This is a genomic window from Natrononativus amylolyticus (assembly GCF_024362525.1).
Classification (GTDB): Archaea; Halobacteriota; Halobacteria; order Halobacteriales; family Natrialbaceae; genus Natrononativus; species Natrononativus amylolyticus.
The window spans coordinates 691,187-716,555 of the sequence record NZ_CP101458.1 but is presented as its reverse complement, the minus strand read 5'-3'; the positions used below and the strand labels follow the sequence as shown (position 1 = coordinate 716,555).

Here is a 25,369-nt window from a genome sequence, read left to right as displayed (position 1 = left end):
CCGAAGGGGTCGACCGCGAACCGGCCGCTTTTTCTCGCCGTCCGTCCCACGACCCCGCATGGACACGGACCACCTCTCACTCGAGATCGACGACGGCGTCGGCCGAATCGTGATGGATCGCCCGGAGCGACACAACGCGATGGACGCGGCGATGGCCCGCGACCTGGCCGACGCGCTCGAGTCGCTGTCGGCCGACGACGACGTGCGCTGTCTCGTCCTCACCGGTACCGGGGGCGCGTTCAACACCGGCGCCGACCTCTCGACGCTCGAGGGCGATGCGAGCGACGCCGAGCGGATCGGCGCGATCGCGACGCCGCTGCACAGGGCCGTCCGGGCGATCGCGGGCGCGCCGAAACCGGTCGTGACCGGGATCAACGGCGTCGTCGCCGGCGGCGGGCTGGGACTTGCGCTTGTGGGCGACGTGGTGGTGATCTCCGAGGACGCCCGACTCGAGTACGCCTACCCGAAGATCGGCCTCTCGGGGGACGGCGGTGCGACCTGGTTCCTGCCGCGGCTGCTCGGCTACCGGGAGGCCCAGCGGTTCGCGCTCTTGGACGAGCCGATCGGGCCCGCGGACGCCGTCGATCTGGGGCTGGCGACCGAAGCGGTTCCAGCGGACGAGTTCGCAGACCGTCTCGCGGAGCTCGCAAACCGGCTCGCGAGCGGCCCGACGCTCGCGTACGCGGAGATCAAGACGCTGCTGCGGGAGTCGACGACCGCGGACCTCGAGGGCCACCTCGCAACCGAAAAACGGCGGATCACGGGTCTGGCCGAGACGGCCGATTACGCCGCGGGGTTGGAGGGATTCTTCGAGAAGGAGCGAGCCGGGTTCGAAGGCCGATAGCCGAGCCACGGCTCACCGCCGCGCTCGCTCACAGGACCGCCAGAAGCGCGAGCACCCAGCCCAGCCCCACGAGTGCCACGGCCGCCATCGCGACCGGCGTCGACTCGAGCGGCGGGTTTCGAAAGAGCAGGTCGATCACGAGGACCATCGCGACCAGGCTCCCGCCGACGAGGCCCTGGGAGAACGCGACCGCCGAGTGGAGGCTCACGAGTACGCCGAGGACGACAATCCGCGGGATCGCGGCAAGGGGCGTGTCGTAGTAGTCCATCTCGGTTCACCTCCCGAGTGAACGTTTGCTGCGCGCCGGCGTAGTCCGTCGGACGGTTCCCGGAGCGTGAGAAACTGTCGCAAACGACGACTCTCAGCACGGCTCGAAGCGTATGCTTCTTGGTGTCTCCCCACAAGCACGGACGCATGACCGACGAGTTCGAGGTCGTCGTCCTTCGGCGCGGCGTCCACGGCGTTCCGGTGAGCGAGTACGTCGCCGCACTCGAGGAACGGCTCCCCGACTGTACGATCCGACGCGCGCACACTCCCGAAGAGGAGCGCGAACTGGTCGAGAGCGCCCGGTTCGTCACCGGACTGGACCTCGAGCCGGCGACGCTCGAGGGAGCCCGCGATCTCGAGGTGTTCGCCTGCGCCTACGCGGGGACGGGCCACCTCCCGATGGATCGACTCGCCGAACGGGGCGTCGCCGTCACCAACGCCTCGGGCGTCCACGGGCCGAACATCGGCGAGCACGTCCTCGGCGCGACCCTCGCGTTCGTCCGGCGGTTCCACGTCGGCGAGCGCCGCCAGCGTCGCCGCGAGTGGCGCCACTACCGCACCCACGAACTGCAGGGCTCGACGGTGACCGTCGTCGGCCTCGGCGCGCTCGGCACCGCGATCTGTGCGCGCCTCGAGCCGTTCGGCGTCGAGTCGATCGGCGTCCGCCACTCCCCCGAGAAGGGCGGGCCGGTCGACGAGGTGTACGGCTACGACGACGACCTCCACGCGGCGTTCGCCCGCACCGACTACCTCGTGCTGGCGTGCCCGCTGACCGACGAGACGCGCGGGTTGATCGACGAGGCGGCGCTCGACACGCTCCCGCCGACGGCCGTCCTCGTCAACGTCGCCCGGGGACCGGTCGTCGACACCGACGCCCTGCTCGCGGCGCTGCGCGGCAACAACCTCCGGGGTGCCGCCCTCGACGTCACGGATCCCGAGCCGCTCCCCGAGGATCATCCCCTCTGGGGGCTCGAGAACGTTCGCATCACGCCGCACAACGCCGGTTTCACGCCGGCGTACTACGAACGGCTGGCCGACGTCGTCGCGACGAACGTCGAGCGGGTGCGCGAGACGGGCGAGGCGACGGACCTCGAGAACCAGGTCGTCTGATCGGCCCGCCGCTTGTCCCCTGGCTCACGCGCCCGCGTCGTCGTCGCTCGAGGCGCCACCCAGCACGTGCGCTCCGACGAGGACGACCACCAGCGCGAGGGCGGCGGCGCCGAGTGCGATACCGCCGTGCCACTCCGGTGCGAGCAGCCGGAGCCCGACCGCGAGCGCGAGGCTCGCGACGACCGCAGCCGCCAGCGGTCCCGCCGGGATCGCACGATTCCGTTTCATGGCTGCGGTAACGAGACCCGGCGACAAACGACCGCTGCAAGCGCACGCAGCCCGCTCGAGAATCGGCCGGAACGGGGCCACTTATTGCCGGACGGCCGCTGGGGTCTGCTATGGGCTCCGGAACGGGTATCCGCGTTCAACTCGCCGTGAGCGACGCGAGCGCGTGTCCGATCTCGGCGGCGAGTACCGACGTCGAAATCGAGTCGCTCACGGTCGGCCGACGGCAGGACGACGCCGTCGTCGGCGAGCTAACGGTCGCAAACGGCGGCTCCGAGGCGGTCGAGTCGCCGCTCGGGGAACCGGTCTTCGCCGACGGCTCGCGGGCGGTGTACCGCTACTCCCACGACGGCGGCTGTCCCTGTCAGCGGGTTCCGGACCACGGCTGTCCGATCCGGGATCTCGAGGCGGTGGGGGGCCAGCTCCGCCTCTCGTTTATCGCGCCCGACCTCGAGACGGTGCGGGCGGTCGTCACCGACCTCCGCTCGTCGTGTGGCGAGGTCCACGTCCGTCGGCTCACCCGGTCGGGCCTCGGGGGTGAAAACGGCTCGCTCGCGCTCGTCGACCGGGACGCGTTCACCGACCGCCAGTACGAGGTCCTCGAGACGGCCCACGAGATGGGGTACTTCGAATCGCCCAAAGAGGCGACCTCCCGCGACGTCGCGGCGGCGCTCGACATCTCATCGGCGACGTTCGTCGAGCACCTCGCGGTCGCCCAGTCGAAGCTGCTCGACCAGCTCCTCGAGACGTGATCGCCGGGGGAACCCCGCCTCGAATCCCGGCGCCGGCCGGCGCTCGTCGCTCCTCACCCTCACGTCGGATGATAACACAGATCAGTGATATAAATAACCCCGAGCGTGTGAGGAACAGCGCGTATCCGAAGTCGGTACCGAGGTTCACCCGAGATAATGGCACACGTCGTGTATCACGAGATCGGCGGGCGAGAGGCGGTCGAAGCGGTCGTCGCGGACTTTTACGACCGCGTCCTGGCGGACGAACAGCTACAGCCGTACTTCGAGGGGATGGACATGACCGAACTGCGCGCCCACCAGGTCCAGTTCATCAGCGCCGTCACCGGCGGCCCGGTCGAGTACACGGGGTCGGGTATGCGCGAGGCGCACGCCCACCTGAACATCGAGGAGGCGGACTTCGACGCGGTCGGCGCGCACCTCGAGGCGGCGCTCCGGGAGAACGGCGTCGACGAGGCCAACGTCGACGCGATCATGTCCGAGGTCGTCGCGCTCAAGGACCCGGTGCTCAACCGGTAACCGATCGATCGATTCCGAGACGGTCGGTCGGCCTCGATTCGCCGGCGGCCGTCCACGAATCAGCGATCCGGGCTGGCATTTATCCCGGTCGGTGTCGAACCCTCCCTCGAGATGATTCGATCCGCAATCCGACGGACGACGGTCCGGCGCGACGGACGACGCGGCAGTTTCGCGGTGATCGACCGATGACGCTCCGATTCGATGGGCTGGTGATCGTCCCCGCGGCGGACCCCGACGACGGGGAGCGGACCGCACGCGCGCTCGCACCGCGGCTCTCGGAGTCGAGTACGGCCGTCGTCGTCCACGTCGTCGAAAAGGCCGGCGGCGGCATCGACAAGGCGCCGATGGAAGCGCGGGAGGACGTCGCGGACGACATCTTCGAGCGAACGCGCGGCCCGCTCGAGTCCGCGGGTGCGACCGTCGAGACTGACGTTCTGTACGGGACCGACGTCGTCGAGACGATCTTTGACGGCGCACGGGAGCGACACGCGGACGCCGTCGCGTTCGTTCCGCGGGAGGGCAACCGGATCGCCGAACTGCTCACCGGCGACGTCGCTCGCCGAATGGTCAAGGAGGCGTCGGTTCCGGTGGTCGTCCTCCCGCAAGTCGAGTAGGACAGTCGCCGCTCGCCGCCCGGCCGACGATCGGAAACCCGGGCTTCGTGCGGACTCCTGTCCGTCAGTTCCGGCGCACCCACGAACCGCCCCGCGGCTGCGCCCAAGTCGTTACAGCAGACCGGCTCAGACGTTCGGGTCGGTCCACTCGGTGAGGTGGATCTCCTCGTCGGTGACGGCACGGACGTCGTCCGCTTCGATGGGGAACGTATCCTCGTCGGCGTTCGACACGCCGAAGCGCGACCCGATCTCGTCGAGCATCGACGGGTCGGGATCGACGTACGCTCGGCCGCGCTCTACTTCGACGACGACGCCGACTTCCCGGCCGTCGTCGTCGAGAACGGTCTTGCCTTCCTCGCTTGAATCGAGTGTAACCATGGTAGTGCTCTCGGGGTGTCGGGATCGTTCGCAGCCGTCCGACGGTCGGACACATGTCGTCACCGGTGAAATACCTCGGCGGCGCACCTGCCGGGTGAGCGCCGCCGTCGAGCGAGTGAGACGACAAAACCCATAGTAATTTGATACGACTGCCGCTCGGCACACTCTCGGTGCCGGACGGCCGAAACCGATTCCTCGAGACCGGGCCGAAAGACGGACTGCGGGATTCTCAGACTTGGTAATGGGTGGATGAATTTTTTGAGGGGTGGGTCAGTGAGGGACGTTAATGGCTATTGACGAGGCCGACAGGTCGGACGCCGGACAGGTTTCTGACGGCGAACCGTCGGCAGGTGGCGCGGCGGACCACCGGACCCGCGAGCCGACGCGAGGTGCGGACGTCCGCGTCGGCGAGTACACGTGGGCGGAGTTCATGGCGGAGTACGGACACGGTGACGAAGTCTCTCTGCTGTACCCCCACGGAACCGACGGTCCGGACGATCAGCTCGGCATCGACACCGATGAGGAACCGCGTTCGACGGCCCCCTCCGCCGCGGACTGGGATCGCGTCGAGTTCGACCCGACTCCCTACCTCGGTTACGATCCGCTCGAGCTCTCCGACCTCATCACCGACGTTTTCGGACCGAACGCGAACTACCTCCAGGACGTCTTTCTCGAGTACGTCGACCCGGAGACGACGCCGGTCGTCAAGGACGTCTACACCTGGGAGCACTACAAGTGGGAGTACTACTACGACGAGGACGGCAACAGGCCCCGGGACGACGACGGCGAGATCGTCCGGCACGACGAGAAGGACGCCCTGGGGTTCGACCCCGACCGGATCGAGGCGTACCTCCACGCCGGCGGGCAGGCCGCGAGCGAGCTCGACGACCTCGTCGACGAGCGCACGGTCAACGTCGCCGAGGATATCGACGAAGACGAGTTCTTCTCGACGGCCGACGGCCACACGACCGTCGTCAACCGGTACGACCTCGAGAAGGCCGTCTCGCTGGCCAAGAAACAGCACTTCACGGAGGTCGAGCGCTACTGGGTCAACAAACCATACGCGTTCGTCATCATCTTCCACTCCGAGAAGGAAAACGAGAAGAAGTACTACATGATCGAGCCGTACCTGACGGCGATCGAGACGGAGCTCCAGGAGTTCCTCTCGGGCAAGCTCAGGACGGCGATCAAGTACTCCGACGACGGGATCAAACAGACCGCCGACGAGGAGAGCCGCCGGGCGGTGATCGACGCGGAAACGCGGCGACTGCTCGAGCGCTACGACCTCTACGAAGGGACCACCGGAACCACGAACGCGGGCATCATCGAGACGCTGAAAACCCTGCTCGACGACGAGGAGGACGGCGAGCGAGAGGAGGGCCAGCTCGAGGGGATCGAGGCCCGCCCGGAGCCGGTGTTGCTCGAGGAGGATTCGGACGTCCTCAGCGAGTACCAGGTCGAGAAACTGCTCCACCTGCTCAAGCGGGACTTCATCGGCTACGAGCGCATCGACGGCATCAAACACGACATCAACGTCGAGGACATCTCCTGTGACGGGTACAACTCGCCCGTCTTCGTCTACCACTCCGAGTACGAGCAGATCATCTCGAACATCTACCACGGACAGACCGAGCTCGACGATTTCGTCGTCAAACTCGCCCAGCGCTCCGGCAAGGGGATCAGCAAGCGGCTGCCGCAGGTCGACGCGACCCTGCCGGACGGCTCGCGCGCCCAGCTCACCCTCGGCAAGGAGGTCTCCGACCACGGGACCAACTACACCATCCGGCAGTTCAAGGACGTCCCGTTCACGCCGATCGACCTCATCAACTGGAACACCTTCAGCCTGGAGGAGATGGCGTTCCTCTGGCTCGCCATCGAGAACCACAAGAGCCTGATCTTCGCCGGCGGGACGGCCTCGGGGAAGACGACCAGCCTGAACGCGGTGTCGCTGTTCATCCCCTCGGCCACGAAGATCGTCTCCATCGAGGACACCCGCGAGGTCGAACTCCCCCAGCGAAACTGGATCGCGAGCGTCACCCGCCCGTCCTTTTCGGACGACTCCACGGGCGACGTCGACGAGTTCGACCTGCTCGAGGCCGCGCTTCGACAGCGCCCCGACTACATCGTGATGGGTGAGATTCGCGGTGAGGAAGGCCGAACGCTGTTCCAGGTCATGTCGACGGGTCACACGACCTACACGACGTTCCACGCGGACTCCGTCGACGAGGTGCTCAAGCGATTCACGACGGACCCGATCAACGTCTCGAAGACGATGTTCACGGCGCTGGACCTGGTCTCGATCCAGACACAGACGCGGGTCCAGGGCCGGAAGGTCCGCCGGAACAAGTCGCTCACGGAGATCAACCACTACGAGGCCGAACACGACGAGATCAACGTCCAGGACGTCTACCAGTGGCAGGCCGAAACCGACGAGTACCTCAAGATGGGCGATTCGAACACGCTCGACGCGATCCAGTTCGACCGCGGCTGGAGCTACGAGAAGCTCCAGGACGAGCTGTTCAAACGCCAGATCATCCTGGCCTATCTGATCAAAAACGAGCTCAACACCTACGCGCAGGTCGCCGCGACGATCCAGGCGTTCATCAACGACCCCGACACGATCCTCACGCTGATCGCCAACGGCCAGCTCGAGGACAGCCTCGAGGACCTCCGGGAGATGGAGAGCGTGCTGATCGACGTCGACCCCGAGAAGGAGGAGCTGGTGCCGAGACCGGGGTCGACGACGGAGACGTACAACACCTCGATGGACATCTTAGAGCGCGCCGAGGAGTCCCTGTTCGAGGACTACCGCGGAAAGGTCCCGAGCGGACTCGCGAGCGCACTCGGCGGCGTCGAGGCGGCCGATCCGATCGAGGTCGACGACGAGTTCGAGGACGAGTGGGACTTCGGCGACGGCGACGAGTTCACGTTCGGAACCACGACCGACGACGAGAACACCCCCTCCTGGCTCGACGACGACGGCGGCTTCGAGATCGGTGCGGACACCGAACCGGCGGAGCCGTCGCCGGCGGAGGCCGCCGCAGACGCCGAGACGTCGGCGGGTAACGACGCTGAAACGCCCGAGCGGCCGGCGCTCGAGGCGCCGCCGGAGGACGTCGAGGCCGACTCCACTCCGGCGGAGCCGGCGACGATCGGGGACGACTCGAACGCCGCCCCTGCGGCAGCCGACGCCGACGAGACCGAAGATGTCGCCGAGGCGAGTGAATCCCCGGCCGACGCCCCGGAAACGGCACCGGAGCCAGAGAGCGGCGGCGCCGAGCGAGCGGCGGACGCGACGGCCGCGGACGAATCGGAGACCGCGGAGCTGTCGTTCGACGAGACAGCAGAAGTCGGCGACGACGAGGAGGCCGGCGGCGGCGACGACGAGGAAGCCGACCTCGGCGGCCTGTTCGACGACATGGAAGACACCCTCGAGAACCTCGGGAGCGAGACGCCGGACTCAGACGCGGCCCGGGAGGAGGCGGCCGGCGAGTCGCTCGATGGCGCGCGCGCCGGGGACGGCGACGAATCGGTCTTCGACGATCGCTCCTCGGCGGACGACGACGGTCGCGAGCCGATCGAAACCGGGTCGATCTTCGGCGACGAGTCGGAGTCGATCTTCGGCGGCGACTCCCTGGCTGACGCCGATGACGGCGGTTCGATGTTCGAACCGGCCGCGGCTATCGACGAGGAAGAAGACGACGGGGACGCCGAGTCGATCTTCGAGGCCGACCCCGACGACGAGGGTGCGAAATGAGTTTACAGACGGGCTCACAGGGGATGTCAGCCGGCTCCGACTCGCTCGGGAACGCGTTTTACCCCCTGTACGATCGCCTGTTCTCCGACGACAGCCAGTTCGTCGGCGACGTCGAGTTGAAACTCGCCCAGGCCCGGATGGCCGACACCGTCGAACTCTACCTGGCACGAGCGCTGGGCGTCGGGTTCATCACCGGACTGGTGCTGTGGTTCCTGGGCGTCGTCCTTGGCTACGCGCTGTTCGCGACCGGTCTGGTGCCGGTCGGGGCGCTCACCCGGATGCCCGTCCCGAACGAGACGGCGCTCTCACTGATCGAGACGCTGCGGGTGCCGGCGCTGGTGCTCGTTACCGGAGTAGTGTTCGGAACCGTCGGCTTCGCCGCCGGCTTCGGCTCGCTCGTCGCGATCCCCTACTCGCGGGCGTCGGCGCGCAAGCGCGAGATCAACATGCTGCTGACGGACTCGATCTCGTTCATGTACGCGCTGTCGGTCGGCGGGCTCAACCAGCTCGAGATCCTCGAGTCGATGGCCCAGGCCGAGGACACCTACGGTGAGGTCGCAAAAGAGTTCCAGAGCATCGTCCAGGAGACGGAGTACTTCGACATCGACTATCGGACCGCAGTCCGCAAGCAGGCGATCGAGACGCCAAGCGACGACCTCTCGCAGTTTCTGACGGACATGCTCTCGATCATCAACAGCGGCGGTGACATGGAGAGCTTCCTCGAGGACAAGAAGGAAAAGCACATGCGAACCGCCAAACAGGAGCAGGAGACGACCCTCGAGACGCTCGAGCTGTTCGGCGAGATGTACATGACCCTCTCGCTGTTTCCCCTCCTGCTCATCATCATCCTCGTCATCATGCAGATGATCCCCTCCGCGGACGTCTCCGACGGGATGCTCTACCTGACCGTCTACGGGCTGATTCCGATGACGGGGATCGCGTTCATCGTGCTCGTCTCGACGGTCAAACACGACGAGCCCGGCGACGGCTTCCTCTCGGTCGGCGGCGACGACAAGCGAATCGAGAGCGCACAGAACCGCAGCCTGCTCAACCTCGGGCTGGTCGAACAGTTCACCGGCGAGCACAGCGTCTTCGACCGGATCAAAAACCGCGAGGGCACCCACGAGACGGTCCAGGTGCTCCGGAAACCTCACATCTTCTTCCGGGACAACCCGCTGTACACGCTCGCGCTCACCGTTCCGGCGGCGCTCGTCGTCGTCACGATGGGGATGATGACCGGCTCGGCACCGACCAGCTGGGAGGGGATGCAGGCGGCGCCGATCTGGGGAACGTTCGTCTACCTCTACGTTCCGCTGTACCTGACGCTGGTCCCGCTGGCGATCTTCCGCGAGTGGAACGTTCGGACCCGGAACGCGGTCATCAACACGCTCTCGGACGACCTCCGGAAGCTCTCGAGCGCGAACGACACGGGGTTGACCTTGCTCGAGTCGCTGCAGTCGGTCGCGGACACGACCAACGGCAAGCTCGCCCGCGAGTTCGAGATGATGCACACCAAGGTCAACTACGGGATGAGCCTGAAGGAGGCGCTCGTCGAGTTCAACAACAAGTACCACATCCCCAGACTCGCCCGGACGGTCAAACTCGTCGTCAAGGCCCAGGAGGCCTCGAACCAGATCTCGGACGTCCTCCGCACCGCCGCGACCGCCAGCGAGAACCACGACGAGATCGAACGCGAGCGCAAGTCCCGCACCCTGATGCAGGTCGTCATCATCATCATGACGTTCATGACCCTCCTCGCGGTGATCGCCATCCTCAAGACGCAGTTCATCGACACGATGGCGGGCCTCGAGACCGGCGGCGCCGACGCGGGAACGAGCGACGTCGGCGGTGCCGGCGGCGACCTCGGGGACGCGGACTTCAGCGAGAACGTCGACACCGACATGCTCTCGCTGCTGTTCTTCCACGCGATCGCCCTCCAGGCGATCCTCGCGGGATTCATCAGCGGCTACATCCGGGACGCCGACCTGTTGAGCGGGCTCAAGTACGTGATCGTCCTCGCGACGATCGCGCTCGTGGCGTGGATCATGGTGGCCTGAGATGGCGGGCTCGAGTCGTCCCCGACGCGTTTCGCTCTCGCTCGCAGAGCGCGGCCAGACCACCCAGGACTTCGTCGTCGGCATCGGCGTCTTCCTGCTGGCGATGGCGTTCGTCTTCTCGTTCGTTCCGTCGCTGCTGACGCCCTTTGATTCGTCCATTGGAAGTGCGGAGCAGGCGCAGGCTGATCGGATTGCGGGGGAGATACTGAGCCAGTATGAGCATGGAGATCCGAATAATCTCGATTTCGGGAACGAGGACGAGTTCGAGGATGTCGACCTCACCGAAATGGGATTGCGAGTGAATAATCAAGGCGATCCTATTGATAACGTCCACGTTACGATCGAGCCACTCGGTAGCGGTGATGAGTGGGAAACGGACGACAGCTACGAAGACGGGCAAACTGCAGCGAGTGCGAGTCGGATCGTCACTGTCGAAGAAAAGGTGTGTGATCCCGCCTGCCGACTGATCGTGAGGGTATGGTAAGATGAGACGAACAAACAACGATCGTGGACAGGCGTACACACTAGAGGGCTTCATCGGCGCTATCATTGTCCTCATGGCGGTGTTGTTCGCGCTTCAGGCGGTCGTGATCACGCCGACGACCGGTGGAGCGGTGGACCGCTCGAGTCAGGCACAGACGCAACAGGAGGTGCAGGATGCGTTGATCGTTACGGAAAATGAGGGTGAACTCTCCCAACTGGTTAGATACTGGAACGCGAGTGAAGACCCTGAAGAGCAAGAGTTCTACAGGAGCAATGCTCCTGCTGAAACGACGGCGTATACTGCAGACCGTTTCAGCGATGAGGACGTACTCGAGGAGAGAAGTCTACTTGGAAATATTCTCGAGGAACGGTTCGGTGAGCGTGGTCAAAACTACAATGTCGAACTCGTTTATCAGGACTCTGACGGGGAGGCAGAAGACGACCTGTATCTGGTCTATCAGGGATCACCGAGCTCAACTGCTGTCACGGCAAGTTACACCGTGACGCTCTACGAGTATCAGGATTTCAGGACACCTGACCACAGTGGGTCACTCGAGAATGCTGATGAATTTAATTATCCCATACCAAATGAACCGACTGAGGATGATGGGGCCATCTACAATGTTGTAGAAGTGCGGGTGGTTGTATGGTAAGCGGCCGTTCTCGGGATCGTGGACAATTGATCCTCGTCTCTGCGATCGCGATCGCATTCATCATTCTCGGGGTGGTTGTGGTGTTCAACGGCTTGCTGTACACGCAGACGGTTTCCTCGAGTGGAACAAGCGGCGAAACTGCTCACGCGAGTACGGTCGAACTCGAGATCAAACAGGGCATTGGCTGCTTCGTTCACGAAGCAGAAGACCTCGAAGACACCGACGAGGAGATGGAGGAAATCAAAGCGTTCGCAGAGCTCTATCACCAATCGGTATCCGACTCGAGGTCCGCGGTCGTGGATATTCCACAGGAAGAGATTAGTATAAACAATAACGAGGACAGTGTCGATCTGACGTATATTTACGAATCTACCGACGTATCCGTCGAGAAAACGATCGAGGGCATTTCCGGTGGGGACTGTCCTAACAAGGGTGAGAGCTAATGGATCGAACGCACACACGATTTCGTAATGACGACCGTGCCGTTTCGATTACGGTCACCCACGTGATAACGCTCGGGATCACTGCAGTTCTGATCTCCGGGCTCATGCTCGGTGCCGGCTCGCTGCTCGAGTCCGAAACCGAACGGAGCGCGGAGGGCTCCCTCAAGACGATCGGCGAGCGACTGTCGGGTGAACTCTCGGATGCCGATCGACTGGCAACGGAGGACGATGACAAAGTAACGCTTCGAACGTCACACCCTCAACGAGTTGCTAGTTCGACGTATACGGTCGAGTTGTACGATGAATGTGACGAACCGGATGCCTGGATGATCAGAGAATATGAAGATGAGAACGAAAATGAAATAAAAGACTCCTGTTTGAAACTGTCTGCCGACAACGAGGACGTGACGGTGTTTGTTCCAGTATCGGCTAATGTCGCCGAAGATAGTGAGGCTCGCGGCGGTAGCATCGAAATCGTCTCTACGGGAGACGAGGGGGTTTCGATTCAGAACGTATGACTCGAGTAATTGATTCTGACAGCGACGGCCGAGATCGCGCAGTCAGCGAAGTCATGGGCTTCGTCCTCGTGTTCGCCATCATCATCGGCTCGGTCGGGCTACTGTACGTTACCGGCTTCCAGGCAATGGAGGACTACCAGGAGGGCGAACAGATCCACAACGCCGAACGAGCGATGGACGCCCTCGCAGACAACTTCAACGACGTGATGCGCTACGATGCAATCGAGGAACGATCGGGTGAACTCGCACTTCGGGACGGAACGATCAGTACGGGAGACGGCGGTGCAGAACTCGAGGTCGACGGAGAATTCGACGGCGAAAAAGTCCCGATCGGTTCACTCGAGTACCAACTCGGCTCCGAAGTCGTCGCCTACGAGGGCGGTGGCATCTTCAGACACAGCGACGATGGAGAGGGCAGCGTCGCGCTACGGGAGCCTCGAATGAGTTGCGGGGAAAACACAGGACTGATCTCGCTCGTCGTTATCGAACCGACTGATCGTTCGCTACAGAGTTCCGGGAGCCTCGAACTTACTGTCACGGAGCAAGAGTCGATACGAAAAACAGTCGAGGAAAATGATGCTGTTGAAATCACAATCACTGGCGAATCCAGCACTAGCCAAGTATGGGAGGATGTTCTTGATCCCGAAGACGAGAATAAACAATGGGAATTTGAGGACGATACCTATACCTGTGATGCTGATAAGGTCACTATTGATATTGTCGTCGTCGACATCGACTACTGACTCTCCCAATCGCCCCTCAACATCGCCCGCAACCCGGCTCGAGACGCCAACTCCTCGACCCGGTCAGCCAGCGCCTCCCGATCCCCTGCCGTATTCAGATACCAGCCGTTCGTGAGCTGACGAGACGGCCCCTCGAGCCCCTCTCCGGCAAGCACGACCTCCCCGTCGACCTCCCAGGGGAGTTCCACCCCCGAGAGGCCGCGCTCGAGGAGGAACTCCGCGGCGTGGACGAGCGCCCCCGCGGGCGTCGAGTGGCCGATCGCGCCGACCGATCCGCGCTCGCCGAAGAACCGAACCACGAACTCGCCGTCGCCCTCGTCGGTACCCGCTGGCTCCGCCCCCTCGGCTCCGTCCGCTCGATCTCCGTCCCCGCTCGAGCGAGTCGCCCCGGCGTCGACACTAGTGCTCTCCGAATCCGCAGCGCCACCGGCCTCGGCGGTTCGACCGGCCGCCTCGAGTTCGTCGTCCGTTCGATCCCCGGTTTCGACCGGCGGAGTCGACAGCTCCTCGCGGAGTCCCTCGAGAAACCGGTCGGTTGCGGCCTCGAGCATCGGCTCGTGGTCGTCTCCGATCGTCGCCGCGAGTTCGTCGACGATCGCGGCGACGAGTTCCTCTCGCCCGATCGCGAGTCGCCGGGCGCCGCAGGCGGGGGTGGGGTCCTCGAGTCGAGCGGCGAGCGTCGACCGCTCGAGCGCTGTGAGCGCCCGTTCGTTCTCCGGGAGCGCCGCCCAGTCGACGGCCGCACGCTCGAGTCGACCGCCGCGCCTCCCGAGTAACAACACGGTTCGCCCGTTCGTGTAGAGCGCGCGGTCGACGCCGGTTCGCGCCAGCGTCGCCTCGAGCGCCTCGATCCGCGCCTCCGCGAGCGGTTCCGCGAACGGCTCGACGGCGGCCAACAGCGCCGGCGTTTCCGCGATCGAGAGCACGTACTCGAGGGCCGCCCCCTCGATCTCGGCGTCTGGCGTTCCGTCCGTCCGGACGTCCCAGCCGAGCGTCGCGAGCAGCGGATCGACGAGCAGCGACCGGGTCTCCTCGAGCGTCGTCGGGGGCGATGCCTCGATCAGCGCACGCGTCCGGTCGACGAACGAACGGTAGTCGGACTCGCTCATCGGGACGGGGTACTCGCGGCTGATTCATGTATCGTCCGATCGGGATGAATCCACGGCGGTTCTCGGAAAAAAGTATTCTCACACATGATAATTGTAGGTAAGGTTTTATTGGGAGTGAGGACCGCTATCGGTCGTATGTTAGGCCCGGTTCGAAGAGTACTACCGAAATTCATCAGACGGAGTTTCGCGGCGAAGTTTATGATCGCGTTGCTCATTCTCGGCCTGTCCGTGGGGGCAGCAGGCTACGTGGGTACAGACCAGATCGCCGGCGAGGTCGAACAGCGGGTGGTAGCCGACCAGGAGACGCTGGCTCACCACGAGGCTCGAAACATCGAGCAGTGGAACGACCGTAACGAGCTGTTCGTCGAGAGTATCGCCGGACAGATCGGCGACGAAGAGCGGCCACACCAGTACATCTCCTCGGTCAGACAGACCGAAGACGGGATACACAGCATCCACTACGTCAACATCAACGACGAAGTGGTCCTCGACAGCACGGATCGCGACCTCAACGGCGCCTCCTTCGAGGACGCCGACGAGCAGTGGGCCGCGGCCTTCGACTACGAGACGGTGATCACGGACTCCGAGTGGACCGACGGCGCGATCCTTCTCGGTGCCGACGAGGCCCACGACGGCACGCCGGTGCTCACCTACGCGAGCGTCGCGGAGGACCGCCAGCACTTCGTCGTCATCTCGATGGACCTCGAGGCGTACTCCGACGAGATGATTAACGCCGACGGCAGCATCTCCTACATCGTCAACGCCGAGGACGAGGAGGGGACGATCGTCATGGACCCCGCGGGGGAGTCCTTCGGTGAAACGTACGACAACGACATCGACTTCGCGAACGTCGACAACGAACCGGAGCTCTACGAGATCGGAGCGGCCGCCAACGCGCTCAGCGCGTCGGTCGGCAGCCAGTACGCGGACGACGACTACCTCGCGACCGCGATGCGGGTGACCGAGGGGAGCGACTGGGTCGTCATCACGCACACGCCCGAGAGCGAGGCCTACGGGTTCGTCAACACCGTCAGCGACTACGGCCTGTACGCCTCTGCCGGGGCGATCCTGCTGATCGTCGGCATCGGAGGACTGATCGCCCGCAACATCTCGAGTTCCATCGACCGTCTCACCACCAAGGCGGCCCGGATGGAGGAGGGCGACCTCGACGTCGAGTTCGAAACCCAGCGTATCGACAGCATCGGACAGCTCTACGGCGGTTTCGCCAGCATGCGCGACTCGCTCAAAGACCAGATCCGCGAGGCACAGGACGCCCGCGAGGAAGCCGAGCAGGCTCGCGCCGAGACCGAACGGACGAACCGCCACCTCGAGGCGAAAGCCGACGAGTACAGCGACGTCATGCAGGTCTGTGCGGACGGCGACCTGACCGCCCGGATGGACGAGTCGAGCGAGAACGAGGCGATGGAGGAGATCGCCGTCGAGTTCAACGAGATGATCGGCGAGATCGAGCGGACCACCGGCCAGCTCAAGGCGTTCGCCACCGAGGTCGCGACGGCCTCCGAGCAGGTCACCGCCTCGAGCGAGGAGGTGCGGTCGGCCTCCGAGCAGGTCACCGAGTCCGTCCAGGAGATCTCCGACGGCGCCGACCGCCAGAACGAGAGTCTACAGTCGGTCACCTACGAGATGAACGGCCTCTCGACGACGATCGAACAGATCGCGGCCTCCTCGAACCAGGTCGCCGACATCGCAGAGCGCACCGCGAACACGGGCGAACAGGGTCGGGACGCGGCCCAGGCGGCCATCGCGGGCATGAACGATATCGAGGCCGAATCCGAGCAGGCGGTCGCCGAAATCGAGCGCCTCGAGGCCGAGATGGAACAGATCGACGAGCTGATCGAGTTCATCACTGAGGTCGCCGAACAGACCAACATGCTGGCGCTGAACGCCAACATCGAGGCCGCCCGTTCGGGCGACTCCGGCGAAGGGTTCTCCGTCGTCGCCGGCGAGGTCAAAGAGCTCGCCGAGGAGACGAAACAGGCCGCAGAAGACATCGAACAGCGCCTCGAGCGGATTCAGGAGCAGACCGAGCGGACCGCAGACGAGGTCCAGCTCACCAGCGACCGGGTCTCCGAACACACCGACTCCGTCGAGCGAGCGGCTGACGCACTCGACGAGATCGCCGACTACGCCGAGGAGACGAACACCGGCGTCCAGGAGATCTCCGCGGCCAGCGAGGAGCAGGCGGCGTCGACCCAGGAGGCCGTCGCGATGGTCGACGAGGCGGCGACGATCTCCGAGGAGACCAGCGCCGAAAGCGAAAACGTCGCGGCCGCCGCAGAGGAGCAGACGACGGCGCTCACCGAGGTCTCTCGCAGCGCGAGCGACCTGGCGAGCCAGGCGTCGACGCTCTCGGAGGCGCTCGACAGATTCGACACCGACGCCGAGATCGACCTCGAGGGTGCGTTCCCGGTCGAGGTCGCACACGACGAGACCGACGTGCTCGCGGCGCCGACCGACGAGGCGGAGCCGCTCGAGCTCCCGGCCGATTCTGCGGAGCAGTTCGCTCCCGACCACTCGGGAGACGAGCAACCGGCCGCCGTCGACGACGCGGCTGAGCTGGACTTCGGCGTCGACGACGCGCCGGCGTCGAGCGAAGAGTCGTTCGAGGGCCGCGATCCGCTGCTTCCCGAGAGTGGATCCGACGAGCGCGATCCGCTGCTACCCGGCGACGACCCGCTTGCCGGCGACGCTGCGGAAGACGATGATAACGCTGCGGAAGACGATGATAACGCTGCGGAAGACGATGACGACGCTGCCGACGAGGAGTCGGCGGACGACGTCTTCACGTTCGGCGACGGCCGATAACGGTCCGCCGCGGATTCTTCTCTTACGGACGTCACTCGAGACGGCGCCACCGGTCTACGGGTTCGATAGCGCACCGTTTGCGACGGGTGTAGTGGGTGAACCGGAGAGTCGATCGGTTCGAGAACGAGGATCGTGGGGCGGCGGTCAGCGCCGCGGAACGGACGCCTCGACGGTGCGGCGGTAGATCCGGAGGCGGCTACGGTGGACGTCGAACGTCGATTTGAGCGCGGACGGGAGCGTCTCGGCCTTGCCGATCACGAGGAACCCGGTCGGTCGGAGCGACCGGGAGAGGGTCTCGAGCATCGACTGCTTGTACTCGGTGTCGATGTAGATGAACAGGTTGCGACAGACGACGAGGTCGAACCCGGCTTTCGGCTCGTCGTTGATCAGGTCGTGGCGCTCGAACGTGACCCGTCGTTTGACCGTGTCGGCGACGCGGTAGTACGGTCCCTCGCGGTCGACGTACGCCCGGTAGTTCGGCAGGTACTCGAGCTGGGAGGCGATGTCGACGGTGCGAGACTCCTCGTAGACGCCGCGTCGGGCCGTCTCGAGGGCGGGTTCGCTGATGTCCGTCGCGAGCACGTGCACCGAGGACTCGTCGATTCGGGGGTCGGCGTGGGCGAGCATGGACAGCGAGTAGGGTTCGCGCCCGTCGGCGCACGCGGCGCTCCAGACGTGAACGCGCTCGTTCTCGGCCGCCAGCGTCCGTAACACGGACCGGAGGCCGTCCCACACCTCGGGGTTTCTGAAAAAGCCGGTGACGTTGATGCTCATCGACTCGAGCAGCGCCTCCTGTTCGGCGGGTTGAGACCGCAGGGTATCGAAATACGTCTCGTAGCAGTCCGTGCCGGTTCGGCGCATCCGCGAGGCGATCCGCCGGTCGAGGTAGCTGTCGTTGTAGTGGCTCGTCGCGAAGCCGAGTTCGTCCTCGACGTACGCGAGCAGGGAGTCGAAGGCGGCGGTACTCACAGCTCCGTCACTCCGTGCTCGCCGTCGGCGGTTCTGACGGTGAGGGCGCCCGTCCCCGGCGTGAACTCGACGGTGCGGCCCGAACTGCCGCCGACGTCCTCGGCGATGAGCGGCACGCCGAGTTTCTCGAGTTCCTCCCTGGCCGCGGCGATGTTTCGGTTGCCGACGCCCTCGCCGAAGCTCTCGAACTGGAACATGTCGCTGCCGCCGGCGATCTTGGCCTCGACGGCGGTGTAGCTCGCGCCGCGTTCGACCATGCGCCGGAGGAGCGCCCGGATCGCCGTGTCGGCGTACTTCCCGGGTTTCGTGTCGCTGTTGTCGGCTGCGTCCCCGTCGGGGAGCATGATGTGGGCGAGGCCGCCGATATCGGTGTCGGGATCGTAGAGGGCGATCGCGAGACAGGAACCGAGCCCGTAGGATTTGAGCGTATCGTCACCCTCGCTGACGACGAGTTCTGAGATGCCGACCTGGACCGGGTCGGGGGTTCCCGGTTCGCTTCCGTACGTCTTCATGTCTGCTCGAGTTCCTGAAAGGTCGCGGTCGTCGGCGTCTCCGCGATGCGGCCGACGTCGAGGTCGTTCAGCGCGCGCTCGAGGTCCGCCTCGTCGGGGATCGCGTAAACGTCGCAGTCGAACTCCCGGCCGTCGGCGGTGACGACCGTGTCGAAGACGAACGCGAACTCCTGGTTCTCGCCGAGCTGGATGATCACGGGGTCGACGGCCGCGGCGCCGTAGTCGTGGATGAACTCCGGCGGCGAGTGGTCGATCGTCGTATCGAGGACGTTCGCCCAGCCGTCGAGGAAACCACTCGCCATGATGTTCCCGAGCTCCGTGATCGCGCTCGTCTCCATCTCGTCGAACCCGGCGCCGTCGCCGGTCGCCGTCGGCACCATCGCGTCAACGATCTCGTGGGCGGAGTCCTCGTCGAACAGGAACAGGAGGTAGCCACTCGGCGTGCCGTCGAACTCGAAGGCGACGCCGACGAGCATCTCGTCTGCGACCTGCTCGGGGATCGTCTCGAGGGAGACGAAGTTGAGCCGGCGAATTTCGACGCGCGTGTCGATGCCGGTGAGCGTGGTCGCCGTCTTCGCGACCTCCTCTGCGCCCTGCTCGGCCATCCGGTCGAACCCCTCGAGCTTGTCGTACTCGATGCCGTCGTTCTCGCGCAGGCGCTCGAGGAGCTGGGCCATCGACTCCCGCTTCGGAAACAGGTAGTGGTCGAAGCTGATCTCGGTTCCGACGGCCTCGATCTGGCTCTGAAAGAGCAGTGCGAGGTCGCCCTCGTCGGGTGTCTCCTCGATGTCGTCGAGAAACGGCGCCGCGGTCTCGCCCTCGATGAACTCCGGCGTCGAGACGTCGATCACCGTCTCGAGGACGTCTGCCCAGCCGTCGATGAAACCGCTGTTCATCACCTGGCCGACCTCGGTCGCGGCGCTCCGGCTCATCTCGTCGAACTCGTCGATGTCGGGCTCGGCGACGAGCATCTCGACGATTCGGAACGCGCTCTCCCGATCGAAGACGACGACGGAGTGGCCGTCGACCCCGCCGGTGAGCTCGACGCGAATGCCGACCTTCTCGGCGTCGTCGTCGAACTCGTGGCGGATCTCGCCGCCGCGCATGAAGTTGAGTTTCGTCACGCCGACTTGCGTGTCGACGCCGGTCATCTTGGTGAGACGACCGGCGGCGAGGCCGGCGCCCTCGCGGGCCATGCGGTAGAACGTCCCCAGGGCGTTGACGTCGAGTCTCATGCGGGCTGGACGTCGATACCGTTGACCATCTCGACGAACGTTTCGAGCTCGGGGAAGGCGTAGATCTCGGCTTCGATCTGGTAACTCGGCACCGACAGATCGGAGTCGAAAAACAGCGCGAGGTCGTCGCCGCCGAGGCCGGCGGTTCGGACGACGATCTCGCCGGCGGGGGCGTACACCAGCTGTGGTGCGGCGATGTCGATCCCGCGGCCGAGCACGTTGGCCCAGCCGTCGATGAACCCGCTCGCCATCATGTTCCCCATCTCCTCGACCGCGCTGCGGGCCATCTTCCCGGAGACGTTCGACATGTCGTCGACGACGTCGCTGAGCATGATCGCCGTGATCTTCTTCGCGCTCGCCTCGGGAAAGAGGATGAGGATGTGTCCGTGTGGCGGGTCGAGCAGCCGGACCCGGACGCCGACGCGCTTGCCCGGCTCGAGCTGGGACTGGATGTCGTCGACGTCGATGAAGTTCGTCTTCGTCACCTCCATCCGGGCGTTTTCGCCCGTGAGTTTGCTCATGTTATCGGCGACGCCGTTCGTCCCGACCTTTGCCATTTTATTGATGAAACTTAGCTTTCGAATATCGACTTTCAACGTCATGTGTTCCTCCGTCTGTGTTCGGTTTCGCATCGGTGCTCGTTCGGCGTTCGTCCGTTCATATCGATGTCACATCCAGGATTGAGACCACGTTGCCCCGACCGCGAACCGTCGCGCCGCTGATGCCGGGAATGTCCCCCATGAATCCCTCGAACGGTTTGACGACGACTTCCTGCTGGCCGGAGACCGTCTCGCAGTGCAACGCGACCGGCCGCACCGCATCGCGGAGGCGGACGACCATGCCGGCGCTCGAGTCGCCCGCCGGCAGGTCGAACTCCTCGGCGAGGCGGACGACCGGTACGTCCGCGTCGTCGGCCGAAAGCACGTCCCGGCCGTCGACTCGCTCGATCGCTCCCCCGTGTTCGATGTCCTGTACTGCCTTGACCGGCACGCCGAACGACACTCCGCCGGCCTCGAGAAAGAGCACGTCGGCGATGGCGACCGTCACCGGCAGCGTCATCGTCACCGTCGTTCCGGCCTCGAGTTCGCTGTCGACGGAGACGGTTCCGTCGAGGCGCTCGATGGTCCGCTTGACGACGTCCATGCCGACGCCGCGACCGCTGACGTCCGTCACCTCCTCGGCCGTCGAGAGGCCGGGGTGGAAGATCAGGTCGTAGGCGTCCGACTCCGAGAGGTCGGCGGCTTCGTCGCCGGTGAGCACGCCGTTTTCGACGGCGGCGTCGCGCAACCGATCGGGGTCAAGCCCGCTCCCGTCGTCCTCGACGACGAGTCGAACGCGGTCACGGGACCGGCTCGCGCTGACTTCGACGGTTCCCTCGCGGGGCTTGTCCGCGGCCTCGCGCTCTTCGGGCGTCTCGATACCGTGGTCGACGGCGTTCCGGACCAGGTGGATCAGCGGATCGCCGATCCGATCGAGGATGCTCCGGTCGAGTTCGACGTCCTCGCCGTCGATCTCGAATGCGACCTCCTTGTCCTGCTCTCTGGCGATGTCGCGGACGACCCGCGGCAGCCGGTTCGTGACCGTCTGGAGCGGGACGAGCCGAACGTCCATCACCGTCTCCTGGAGGTCCGACGTGATGCTCTCGAGGTCGTCGAGCTCTCGAGCCACCGTCTTGGGGTCCTCTTCGGCTTCGATCGCGTGTCGCAAGCGAACGCGGCTCGTGACCAGCCCCTCGACCAGAGTGAGCAGCGAGTCGATCTGCTCGACGTCGACGCGGACCGACTGGAGGCCCTCGCTCTCGTCGCCGATCGCGCCCTCTCTCGGTTCCGGAACCGTGAGATCGGGAATCGGGAACGGCGGCGCCTCCGCGACGACGCGGTCGGTCGTCGACGAGTCGTCCGTCTCCTCGAAGCCGACGTCGCCGGCGGCGCTCTCGGCCGGATCGAACGCGGCCGGCTCGTCGACACCGCCGAAGTCGTCGACTCCCTCGAACGCGGGCGTCTCGAACTCGTCGGCCGACTCGAGGTCGTCCACGCCTGCCGCGTCGTCCTCGGGCGCCAGCGCGAAGTCGTCGTCGAATCCGTCCCCCATAGAATCGTCGCCGGGTTCGAACGCGCCGAACTCGTCGGCGCCACCGGGCGCATCGAACCCGTCCGAGGACTCGAGGTCGTCCGCGGTTCCGAACCCGTCGAGCGCGTCGTCGGCCGGCTCCTCGAGGGCGAACGGGTCCGCTTCGTCCTCGGAGGTCCAGTCACCGTCGGTCCCGAACTCGTCGTCGGCAAACTCGCTGTCGAACCCGTCGTCCGCGAACTCGTCGGCGATCGCTTCGTCTTCCGCCTGCGTTTCGTCTGTCCCGTCGAACTCGGGAGTCCACTCGTCGTCCGCCGTGGCGTCGTCCGCCTCGGCTCGATTGTCGGCCACGTCGTCGGCCTCCTCGAACGACACGGTCACGTCGTCGGGGTCCGCCTCGGCGGCGGAGTCGAGGTCGACCTCGGTGGCTTCGTCGTCGGCCCCCTCGAACTCGCTCACCCTCGCAGGAGACTCGGACGTCTCCGGTTCTTCGGGGACTGCCTCGGACGTCTCCGGTTCGAAGGCGTCTGCCGCGTCGACCTCGTCGTCGACCGCGAGGAACGAGTCGTCGGTGTCGGCGTCCTCGCCCAGCAGTTCGGCCATGCTGACCTCGTCGTCGCTGTCGAACTCGTCGAACTCGAGCTCGTCGAGTTCGTCCTGGAGCTCCTCGAAGCCGACCATCTCGACTTCGTCTTTGAGCTCGGCGAAGACCGCACCCGCGTCGTCACCGACGTCGTCGTCTGCCTCGGTCGGCTCCGGGGAACTCGGCTCGTCGGGCGCGTCGACGGGCTCGAGGCCGGCGTCGCCGAGCAGGTCGTCGAACGAGCCCGCCTCGCCCATCTCGTCGAAGACGTCGAGGTCGTCCCCGTCGGTCTCTTCGACCATCGCGTCGAGGTCGTCGAACTCCTCGAACTCGTCGAGCAGTTCGTCGACCGAGAGCTCCTGTGCGTCGTCCGTCGAGAGGTTCGTCCGCGGCGAGTCGAGTCCGGACAGCGGCCCCTCCCGGTCGGCGGCCCGCTCCAGCCGGCCCGTGACGGTCACGATCTCGAAGGCGTCGACGGCGTCGACGGGTTCGAGGGCGGCCGCGATCGCTCCCTCGCCGACCGGGCTGGCGAAGACGGCGTCGAATCGCGAGCCGTACTCCCGGTTCTCGATCGCCTCGAGGGAGGGGTCGGTGCCGAGCAGTTCGAACGCGTCCTCGAGCGCCGTGACGACGCGAACCCCGTCGTCGTCGCCGCCAGCGTCGGCGATCGCGAGGCGGGCGAGAAACGCGTCGTGGTCGGGGTCCGTAGGCGGGTCGAACCGCGCGAGGACGGCCTCGAGTTCCTCGTCGGTGGGCGCCGTCAGCTCCCCGGCGTCGGGTTCTTCGGCCGCGTCGATCCGGGCGCGTATCGCCTCGATCGTCGCCCCCGGATCGGTCTCGACCTCGCCGCCGTCGTCCACCTCCGCGATCATCGCCTCGAGGGCGTCGACGCCGTCGAAGACGGTGTCCATGAGCGCCGGCGAGACGTCGACCGCGCCCGTTCGGACGCCGTCGAGGAGGTCCTCGAGCGCGTGGGCGAGGTCGCTCGCCCGCGTCAGCCCCATCGCTCCGCAGTTCCCCTTGAGGGTGTGGGCGATCCGGAAGATGCCGTCGATCGCCTGCCGGTCGTCGGGGCTTCCCTCGAGGGCGAGCAGCGCGTTGTTGAGTTCCGTGATGTGCTCTTCGCTCTCGTGAACGAAGTCGCTCCAGTAGTCGTCAGTCATCGTTCTCTCCGTTCGTTGTAAGGGCGTCGACGAGTTCGTCCGCGAGCCGTTCTGCGGGGACGACGGCGTCGACGCAACCGGTTTCGATCGCCTTGGCGGGGATGCCGAAGACGGGGCTCGTCGCCTCGTCCTGTGCGACCGTCACCCCGTCGGCGGCGGCGATCGCTTCGATCCCCGCCGCGCCGTCACGACCCATGCCGCTCAGGACGACGCCGCAGAGCGGCCCCGAGACCCGTTCGGCGGCGGTCTGCATCGTGACGTCGATCGCCGGCCGAACGCCGTGGCGACGCTCGCCGTCGTCGAGCCGAACGCGAACGCGACCGCCGACGCTGGCGGCGACCTCGAGGTGGTATCCGCCGGGTGCGACGAGCGCCTCGCCGGCGTCGATCCGGTCACCGTCTCGAGCCTCGCGGACGTCGTACTCGCTGATCTCGTCGAGGCGGCTCGCGAATCGGCCGGTGAATCCGGCGGGCATGTGCTGGACCACGAGCACCGTCGCGTCCAGGGCCGCGGGAAGGCCGGCGAGCAGCCCCTCGACGATCTTCGGTCCGCCGGTCGAGGCGCCGACGACGACCGTCGGCTCGCCGGCGTCGACGTCGACCGCCCGGCTCGTCGAGGCGCCCCGGCCTCGAGCCGTCGCATCCGGCTCCCGTTGGCTCGCGCTGCCGCCGGCGACGGCGACTCGGCGGTGGCGGTTCGGCCCCGTCGAGTGGACGGCCGCCGCCGCCCGCGCGAGCGCGAGCGAGGAGACGTCCGCCGCGACGAGTTCGTCGACCGCCTCGACGACCGCCTCGGTCAGGTGCGCGAGGTTCCGCGAGTCGGAGCCGTCGGGCTTGTGAACGAACGAGACGGCGCCGCGCTCGAGTGCCTCGAGCGTCGCGTCGGCCCCTCGTTCGGTGTGGGCGCTGAGCATGAGGATCGCGGTCGGAGTGGTCGACATGATCCGCTCGACCGCGTCGATACCGCCCAGCCCCGGCATTTCGACGTCCATCGTGATGACCGCCGGCTCGTATCGGTCGGCCGCGGCGACGGCCTCGCGACCGTCGGCGGCGGTCTCGACGCGGTAGCCGGCCGTTGCGAGCGCGTTGCCGACGACTGTCCGCACGAACTGCGAGTCGTCGACAACGAGTACGCACGTCATACCGCGACGACGTCAGCCAGGGCCTTCCGGACGCTCGGCTCCTCGAACGGCTTCGTCACGTAGCCGTCGGCGCCCGCTTTCACGGCCAGTTTCATCTTCTCTCGCTGTCCGACACTCGTACACATGATGACGCGCGACCGGGGATCGAGCTTCTTGATCGCCGCGGTCGCCTTGATGCCGTTACACTTGGGCATCACGATGTCCATCATGACGATGTCGGGGTTCCGTTCCTTGTACAGTTTGACGGCTTCGGCTCCGTTAGACGCCTCTCCTACGATGCGGTACTCCTGTTCGAGAATTTGCCGGAGTAGATTCCGCATAAAATGAGAGTCGTCCACGATGAGCACCCCTTTCGACATTCAATTGTACACCACAATCCGATAGTAATAGCTTTCTTATAA

General features: G+C 65.6%; 24 protein-coding genes. 13 read left to right on the top strand and 11 right to left on the bottom strand.

Going from position 1 to position 25,369, the window contains the following annotated elements:
- The first annotated feature begins 58 nt into the window (after positions 1 to 58).
- The gene (locus NMQ11_RS03625; protein ID WP_255170035.1) at positions 59 to 844 is read left to right on the top strand and encodes an enoyl-CoA hydratase/isomerase family protein; all 786 of its coding nucleotides are present in this window, start codon (positions 59 to 61) and stop codon (positions 842 to 844) included.
- Between the two features lie 28 nt (positions 845 to 872).
- Here the strand turns inward: NMQ11_RS03625 and NMQ11_RS03620 are convergent, their stop codons facing one another.
- Positions 873 to 1,112 (bottom strand): DUF8015 family protein, encoded by a 240-nt coding sequence (locus NMQ11_RS03620; protein ID WP_255170034.1) that lies wholly within the window; start codon positions 1,110 to 1,112, stop codon positions 873 to 875.
- A 146-nt stretch (positions 1,113 to 1,258) separates the two neighbouring features.
- Between NMQ11_RS03620 and NMQ11_RS03615 the strand changes: the two genes are divergently transcribed.
- Positions 1,259 to 2,221, top strand: coding sequence for a D-2-hydroxyacid dehydrogenase (locus NMQ11_RS03615; RefSeq protein WP_255170033.1), 963 nt, complete (start codon positions 1,259 to 1,261; stop codon positions 2,219 to 2,221).
- A 24-nt stretch (positions 2,222 to 2,245) separates the two neighbouring features.
- Here NMQ11_RS03615 and NMQ11_RS03610 read toward each other — a convergent pair whose 3' ends face one another.
- Positions 2,246 to 2,449, bottom strand: coding sequence for a hypothetical protein (locus tag NMQ11_RS03610; RefSeq protein ID WP_255170032.1), 204 nt, complete (start codon positions 2,447 to 2,449; stop codon positions 2,246 to 2,248).
- Positions 2,450 to 2,559: 110 nt separating this feature from the next.
- Here NMQ11_RS03610 and NMQ11_RS03605 point away from each other — a divergent pair, with 110 nt between their 5' ends.
- The 3 genes from NMQ11_RS03605 to NMQ11_RS03595 all read left to right on the top strand — a co-directional run bounded on the left by NMQ11_RS03605 (position 2,560) and on the right by NMQ11_RS03595 (position 4,328).
- The gene (locus NMQ11_RS03605; RefSeq protein WP_255170031.1) at positions 2,560 to 3,198 is read left to right on the top strand and encodes a helix-turn-helix domain-containing protein; all 639 of its coding nucleotides are present in this window, start codon (positions 2,560 to 2,562) and stop codon (positions 3,196 to 3,198) included.
- A 156-nt stretch (positions 3,199 to 3,354) separates the two neighbouring features.
- Complete coding sequence (locus tag NMQ11_RS03600; protein WP_255170030.1) at positions 3,355 to 3,714, top strand: group I truncated hemoglobin; 360 nt, start codon at positions 3,355 to 3,357, stop codon at positions 3,712 to 3,714.
- A gap of 185 nt (positions 3,715 to 3,899) precedes the next feature.
- The gene (locus tag NMQ11_RS03595) at positions 3,900 to 4,328 is read left to right on the top strand and encodes a universal stress protein (protein WP_255170028.1); all 429 of its coding nucleotides are present in this window, start codon (positions 3,900 to 3,902) and stop codon (positions 4,326 to 4,328) included.
- 126 nt (positions 4,329 to 4,454) lie between these two features.
- Here NMQ11_RS03595 and NMQ11_RS03590 read toward each other — a convergent pair whose 3' ends face one another.
- Positions 4,455 to 4,706: a PRC-barrel domain containing protein gene (locus tag NMQ11_RS03590; RefSeq protein ID WP_255170027.1), complete on the bottom strand. Its 252-nt coding sequence runs from the start codon at positions 4,704 to 4,706 to the stop codon at positions 4,455 to 4,457.
- Positions 4,707 to 4,992: 286 nt separating this feature from the next.
- Between NMQ11_RS03590 and NMQ11_RS03585 the strand changes: the two genes are divergently transcribed.
- From NMQ11_RS03585 to NMQ11_RS03555, 7 genes are read left to right on the top strand one after another with little or no spacing between them, the layout of a single operon-like run.
- Entirely contained in the window at positions 4,993 to 8,463 is a 3,471-nt protein-coding gene (locus tag NMQ11_RS03585; RefSeq protein ID WP_255170026.1) for an ATPase, T2SS/T4P/T4SS family, read from the top strand.
- Positions 8,460 to 10,520: a type II secretion system F family protein gene (locus NMQ11_RS03580; protein WP_255170025.1), complete on the top strand. Its 2,061-nt coding sequence runs from the start codon at positions 8,460 to 8,462 to the stop codon at positions 10,518 to 10,520. Before NMQ11_RS03585 ends, NMQ11_RS03580 begins: the two co-directional genes overlap by 4 nt.
- A 1-nt stretch (position 10,521) precedes the next feature.
- The gene (locus NMQ11_RS03575) at positions 10,522 to 11,004 is read left to right on the top strand and encodes a DUF7287 family protein (protein ID WP_255170024.1); all 483 of its coding nucleotides are present in this window, start codon (positions 10,522 to 10,524) and stop codon (positions 11,002 to 11,004) included.
- A 1-nt stretch (position 11,005) separates the two neighbouring features.
- Positions 11,006 to 11,656, top strand: a complete 651-nt coding sequence (locus NMQ11_RS03570; protein ID WP_255170023.1) for a DUF7288 family protein — start codon at positions 11,006 to 11,008, stop codon at positions 11,654 to 11,656.
- The gene (locus NMQ11_RS03565) at positions 11,650 to 12,099 is read left to right on the top strand and encodes a DUF7261 family protein (RefSeq protein ID WP_255170022.1); all 450 of its coding nucleotides are present in this window, start codon (positions 11,650 to 11,652) and stop codon (positions 12,097 to 12,099) included. Before NMQ11_RS03570 ends, NMQ11_RS03565 begins: the two co-directional genes overlap by 7 nt.
- Positions 12,099 to 12,617, top strand: coding sequence for a DUF7266 family protein (locus tag NMQ11_RS03560; protein WP_255170021.1), 519 nt, complete (start codon positions 12,099 to 12,101; stop codon positions 12,615 to 12,617). Before NMQ11_RS03565 ends, NMQ11_RS03560 begins: the two co-directional genes overlap by 1 nt.
- 53 nt (positions 12,618 to 12,670) lie before the next feature.
- Positions 12,671 to 13,360: a DUF7289 family protein gene (locus NMQ11_RS03555; protein ID WP_255170020.1), complete on the top strand. Its 690-nt coding sequence runs from the start codon at positions 12,671 to 12,673 to the stop codon at positions 13,358 to 13,360.
- Here the strand turns inward: NMQ11_RS03555 and NMQ11_RS03550 are convergent.
- Positions 13,354 to 14,469 carry a hypothetical protein gene (locus NMQ11_RS03550; RefSeq protein ID WP_255170019.1) on the bottom strand — a complete coding sequence of 372 codons (1,116 nt, stop codon included), beginning with the start codon at positions 14,467 to 14,469 and terminating at the stop codon, positions 13,354 to 13,356. The two genes, NMQ11_RS03555 and NMQ11_RS03550, sit on opposite strands and share 7 nt — an antisense overlap.
- Positions 14,470 to 14,667: 198 nt before the next feature.
- Here NMQ11_RS03550 and NMQ11_RS03545 point away from each other — a divergent pair, with 198 nt between their 5' ends.
- Positions 14,668 to 17,295, top strand: coding sequence for a methyl-accepting chemotaxis protein (locus NMQ11_RS03545; protein WP_255170018.1), 2,628 nt, complete (start codon positions 14,668 to 14,670; stop codon positions 17,293 to 17,295).
- Positions 17,296 to 17,439: 144 nt separating this feature from the next.
- Here NMQ11_RS03545 and NMQ11_RS03540 read toward each other — a convergent pair whose 3' ends face one another.
- From NMQ11_RS03540 to NMQ11_RS03510, 7 genes are read right to left on the bottom strand one after another with little or no spacing between them, the layout of a single operon-like run.
- On the bottom strand, positions 17,440 to 18,264 hold the full coding sequence (locus NMQ11_RS03540) for a CheR family methyltransferase (protein WP_255170017.1): 825 nt from the start codon (positions 18,262 to 18,264) through the stop codon (positions 17,440 to 17,442).
- A complete protein-coding gene (locus NMQ11_RS03535) occupies positions 18,261 to 18,776 on the bottom strand; it encodes a chemotaxis protein CheD (RefSeq protein WP_255170016.1) in 516 nt (171 codons plus the stop codon). Before NMQ11_RS03535 ends, NMQ11_RS03540 begins: the two co-directional genes overlap by 4 nt.
- On the bottom strand, positions 18,773 to 20,011 hold the full coding sequence (locus tag NMQ11_RS03530; RefSeq protein WP_255170015.1) for a chemotaxis protein CheC: 1,239 nt from the start codon (positions 20,009 to 20,011) through the stop codon (positions 18,773 to 18,775). The genes NMQ11_RS03535 and NMQ11_RS03530 overlap by 4 nt, the downstream gene beginning before the upstream one ends.
- Positions 20,008 to 20,613 carry a chemotaxis protein CheC gene (locus NMQ11_RS03525; protein ID WP_255170014.1) on the bottom strand — a complete coding sequence of 202 codons (606 nt, stop codon included), beginning with the start codon at positions 20,611 to 20,613 and terminating at the stop codon, positions 20,008 to 20,010. The genes NMQ11_RS03530 and NMQ11_RS03525 overlap by 4 nt, the downstream gene beginning before the upstream one ends.
- Before the next feature lie 55 nt (positions 20,614 to 20,668).
- On the bottom strand, positions 20,669 to 23,827 hold the full coding sequence (locus NMQ11_RS03520; RefSeq protein ID WP_255170013.1) for an Hpt domain-containing protein: 3,159 nt from the start codon (positions 23,825 to 23,827) through the stop codon (positions 20,669 to 20,671).
- Positions 23,820 to 24,968 carry a chemotaxis-specific protein-glutamate methyltransferase CheB gene (cheB, locus tag NMQ11_RS03515; protein ID WP_255170012.1) on the bottom strand — a complete coding sequence of 383 codons (1,149 nt, stop codon included), beginning with the start codon at positions 24,966 to 24,968 and terminating at the stop codon, positions 23,820 to 23,822. Before cheB ends, NMQ11_RS03520 begins: the two co-directional genes overlap by 8 nt.
- Positions 24,965 to 25,327 carry a response regulator gene (locus NMQ11_RS03510; protein ID WP_255170011.1) on the bottom strand — a complete coding sequence of 121 codons (363 nt, stop codon included), beginning with the start codon at positions 25,325 to 25,327 and terminating at the stop codon, positions 24,965 to 24,967. Before NMQ11_RS03510 ends, cheB begins: the two co-directional genes overlap by 4 nt.
- Positions 25,328 to 25,369: the final 42 nt, after the last annotated feature.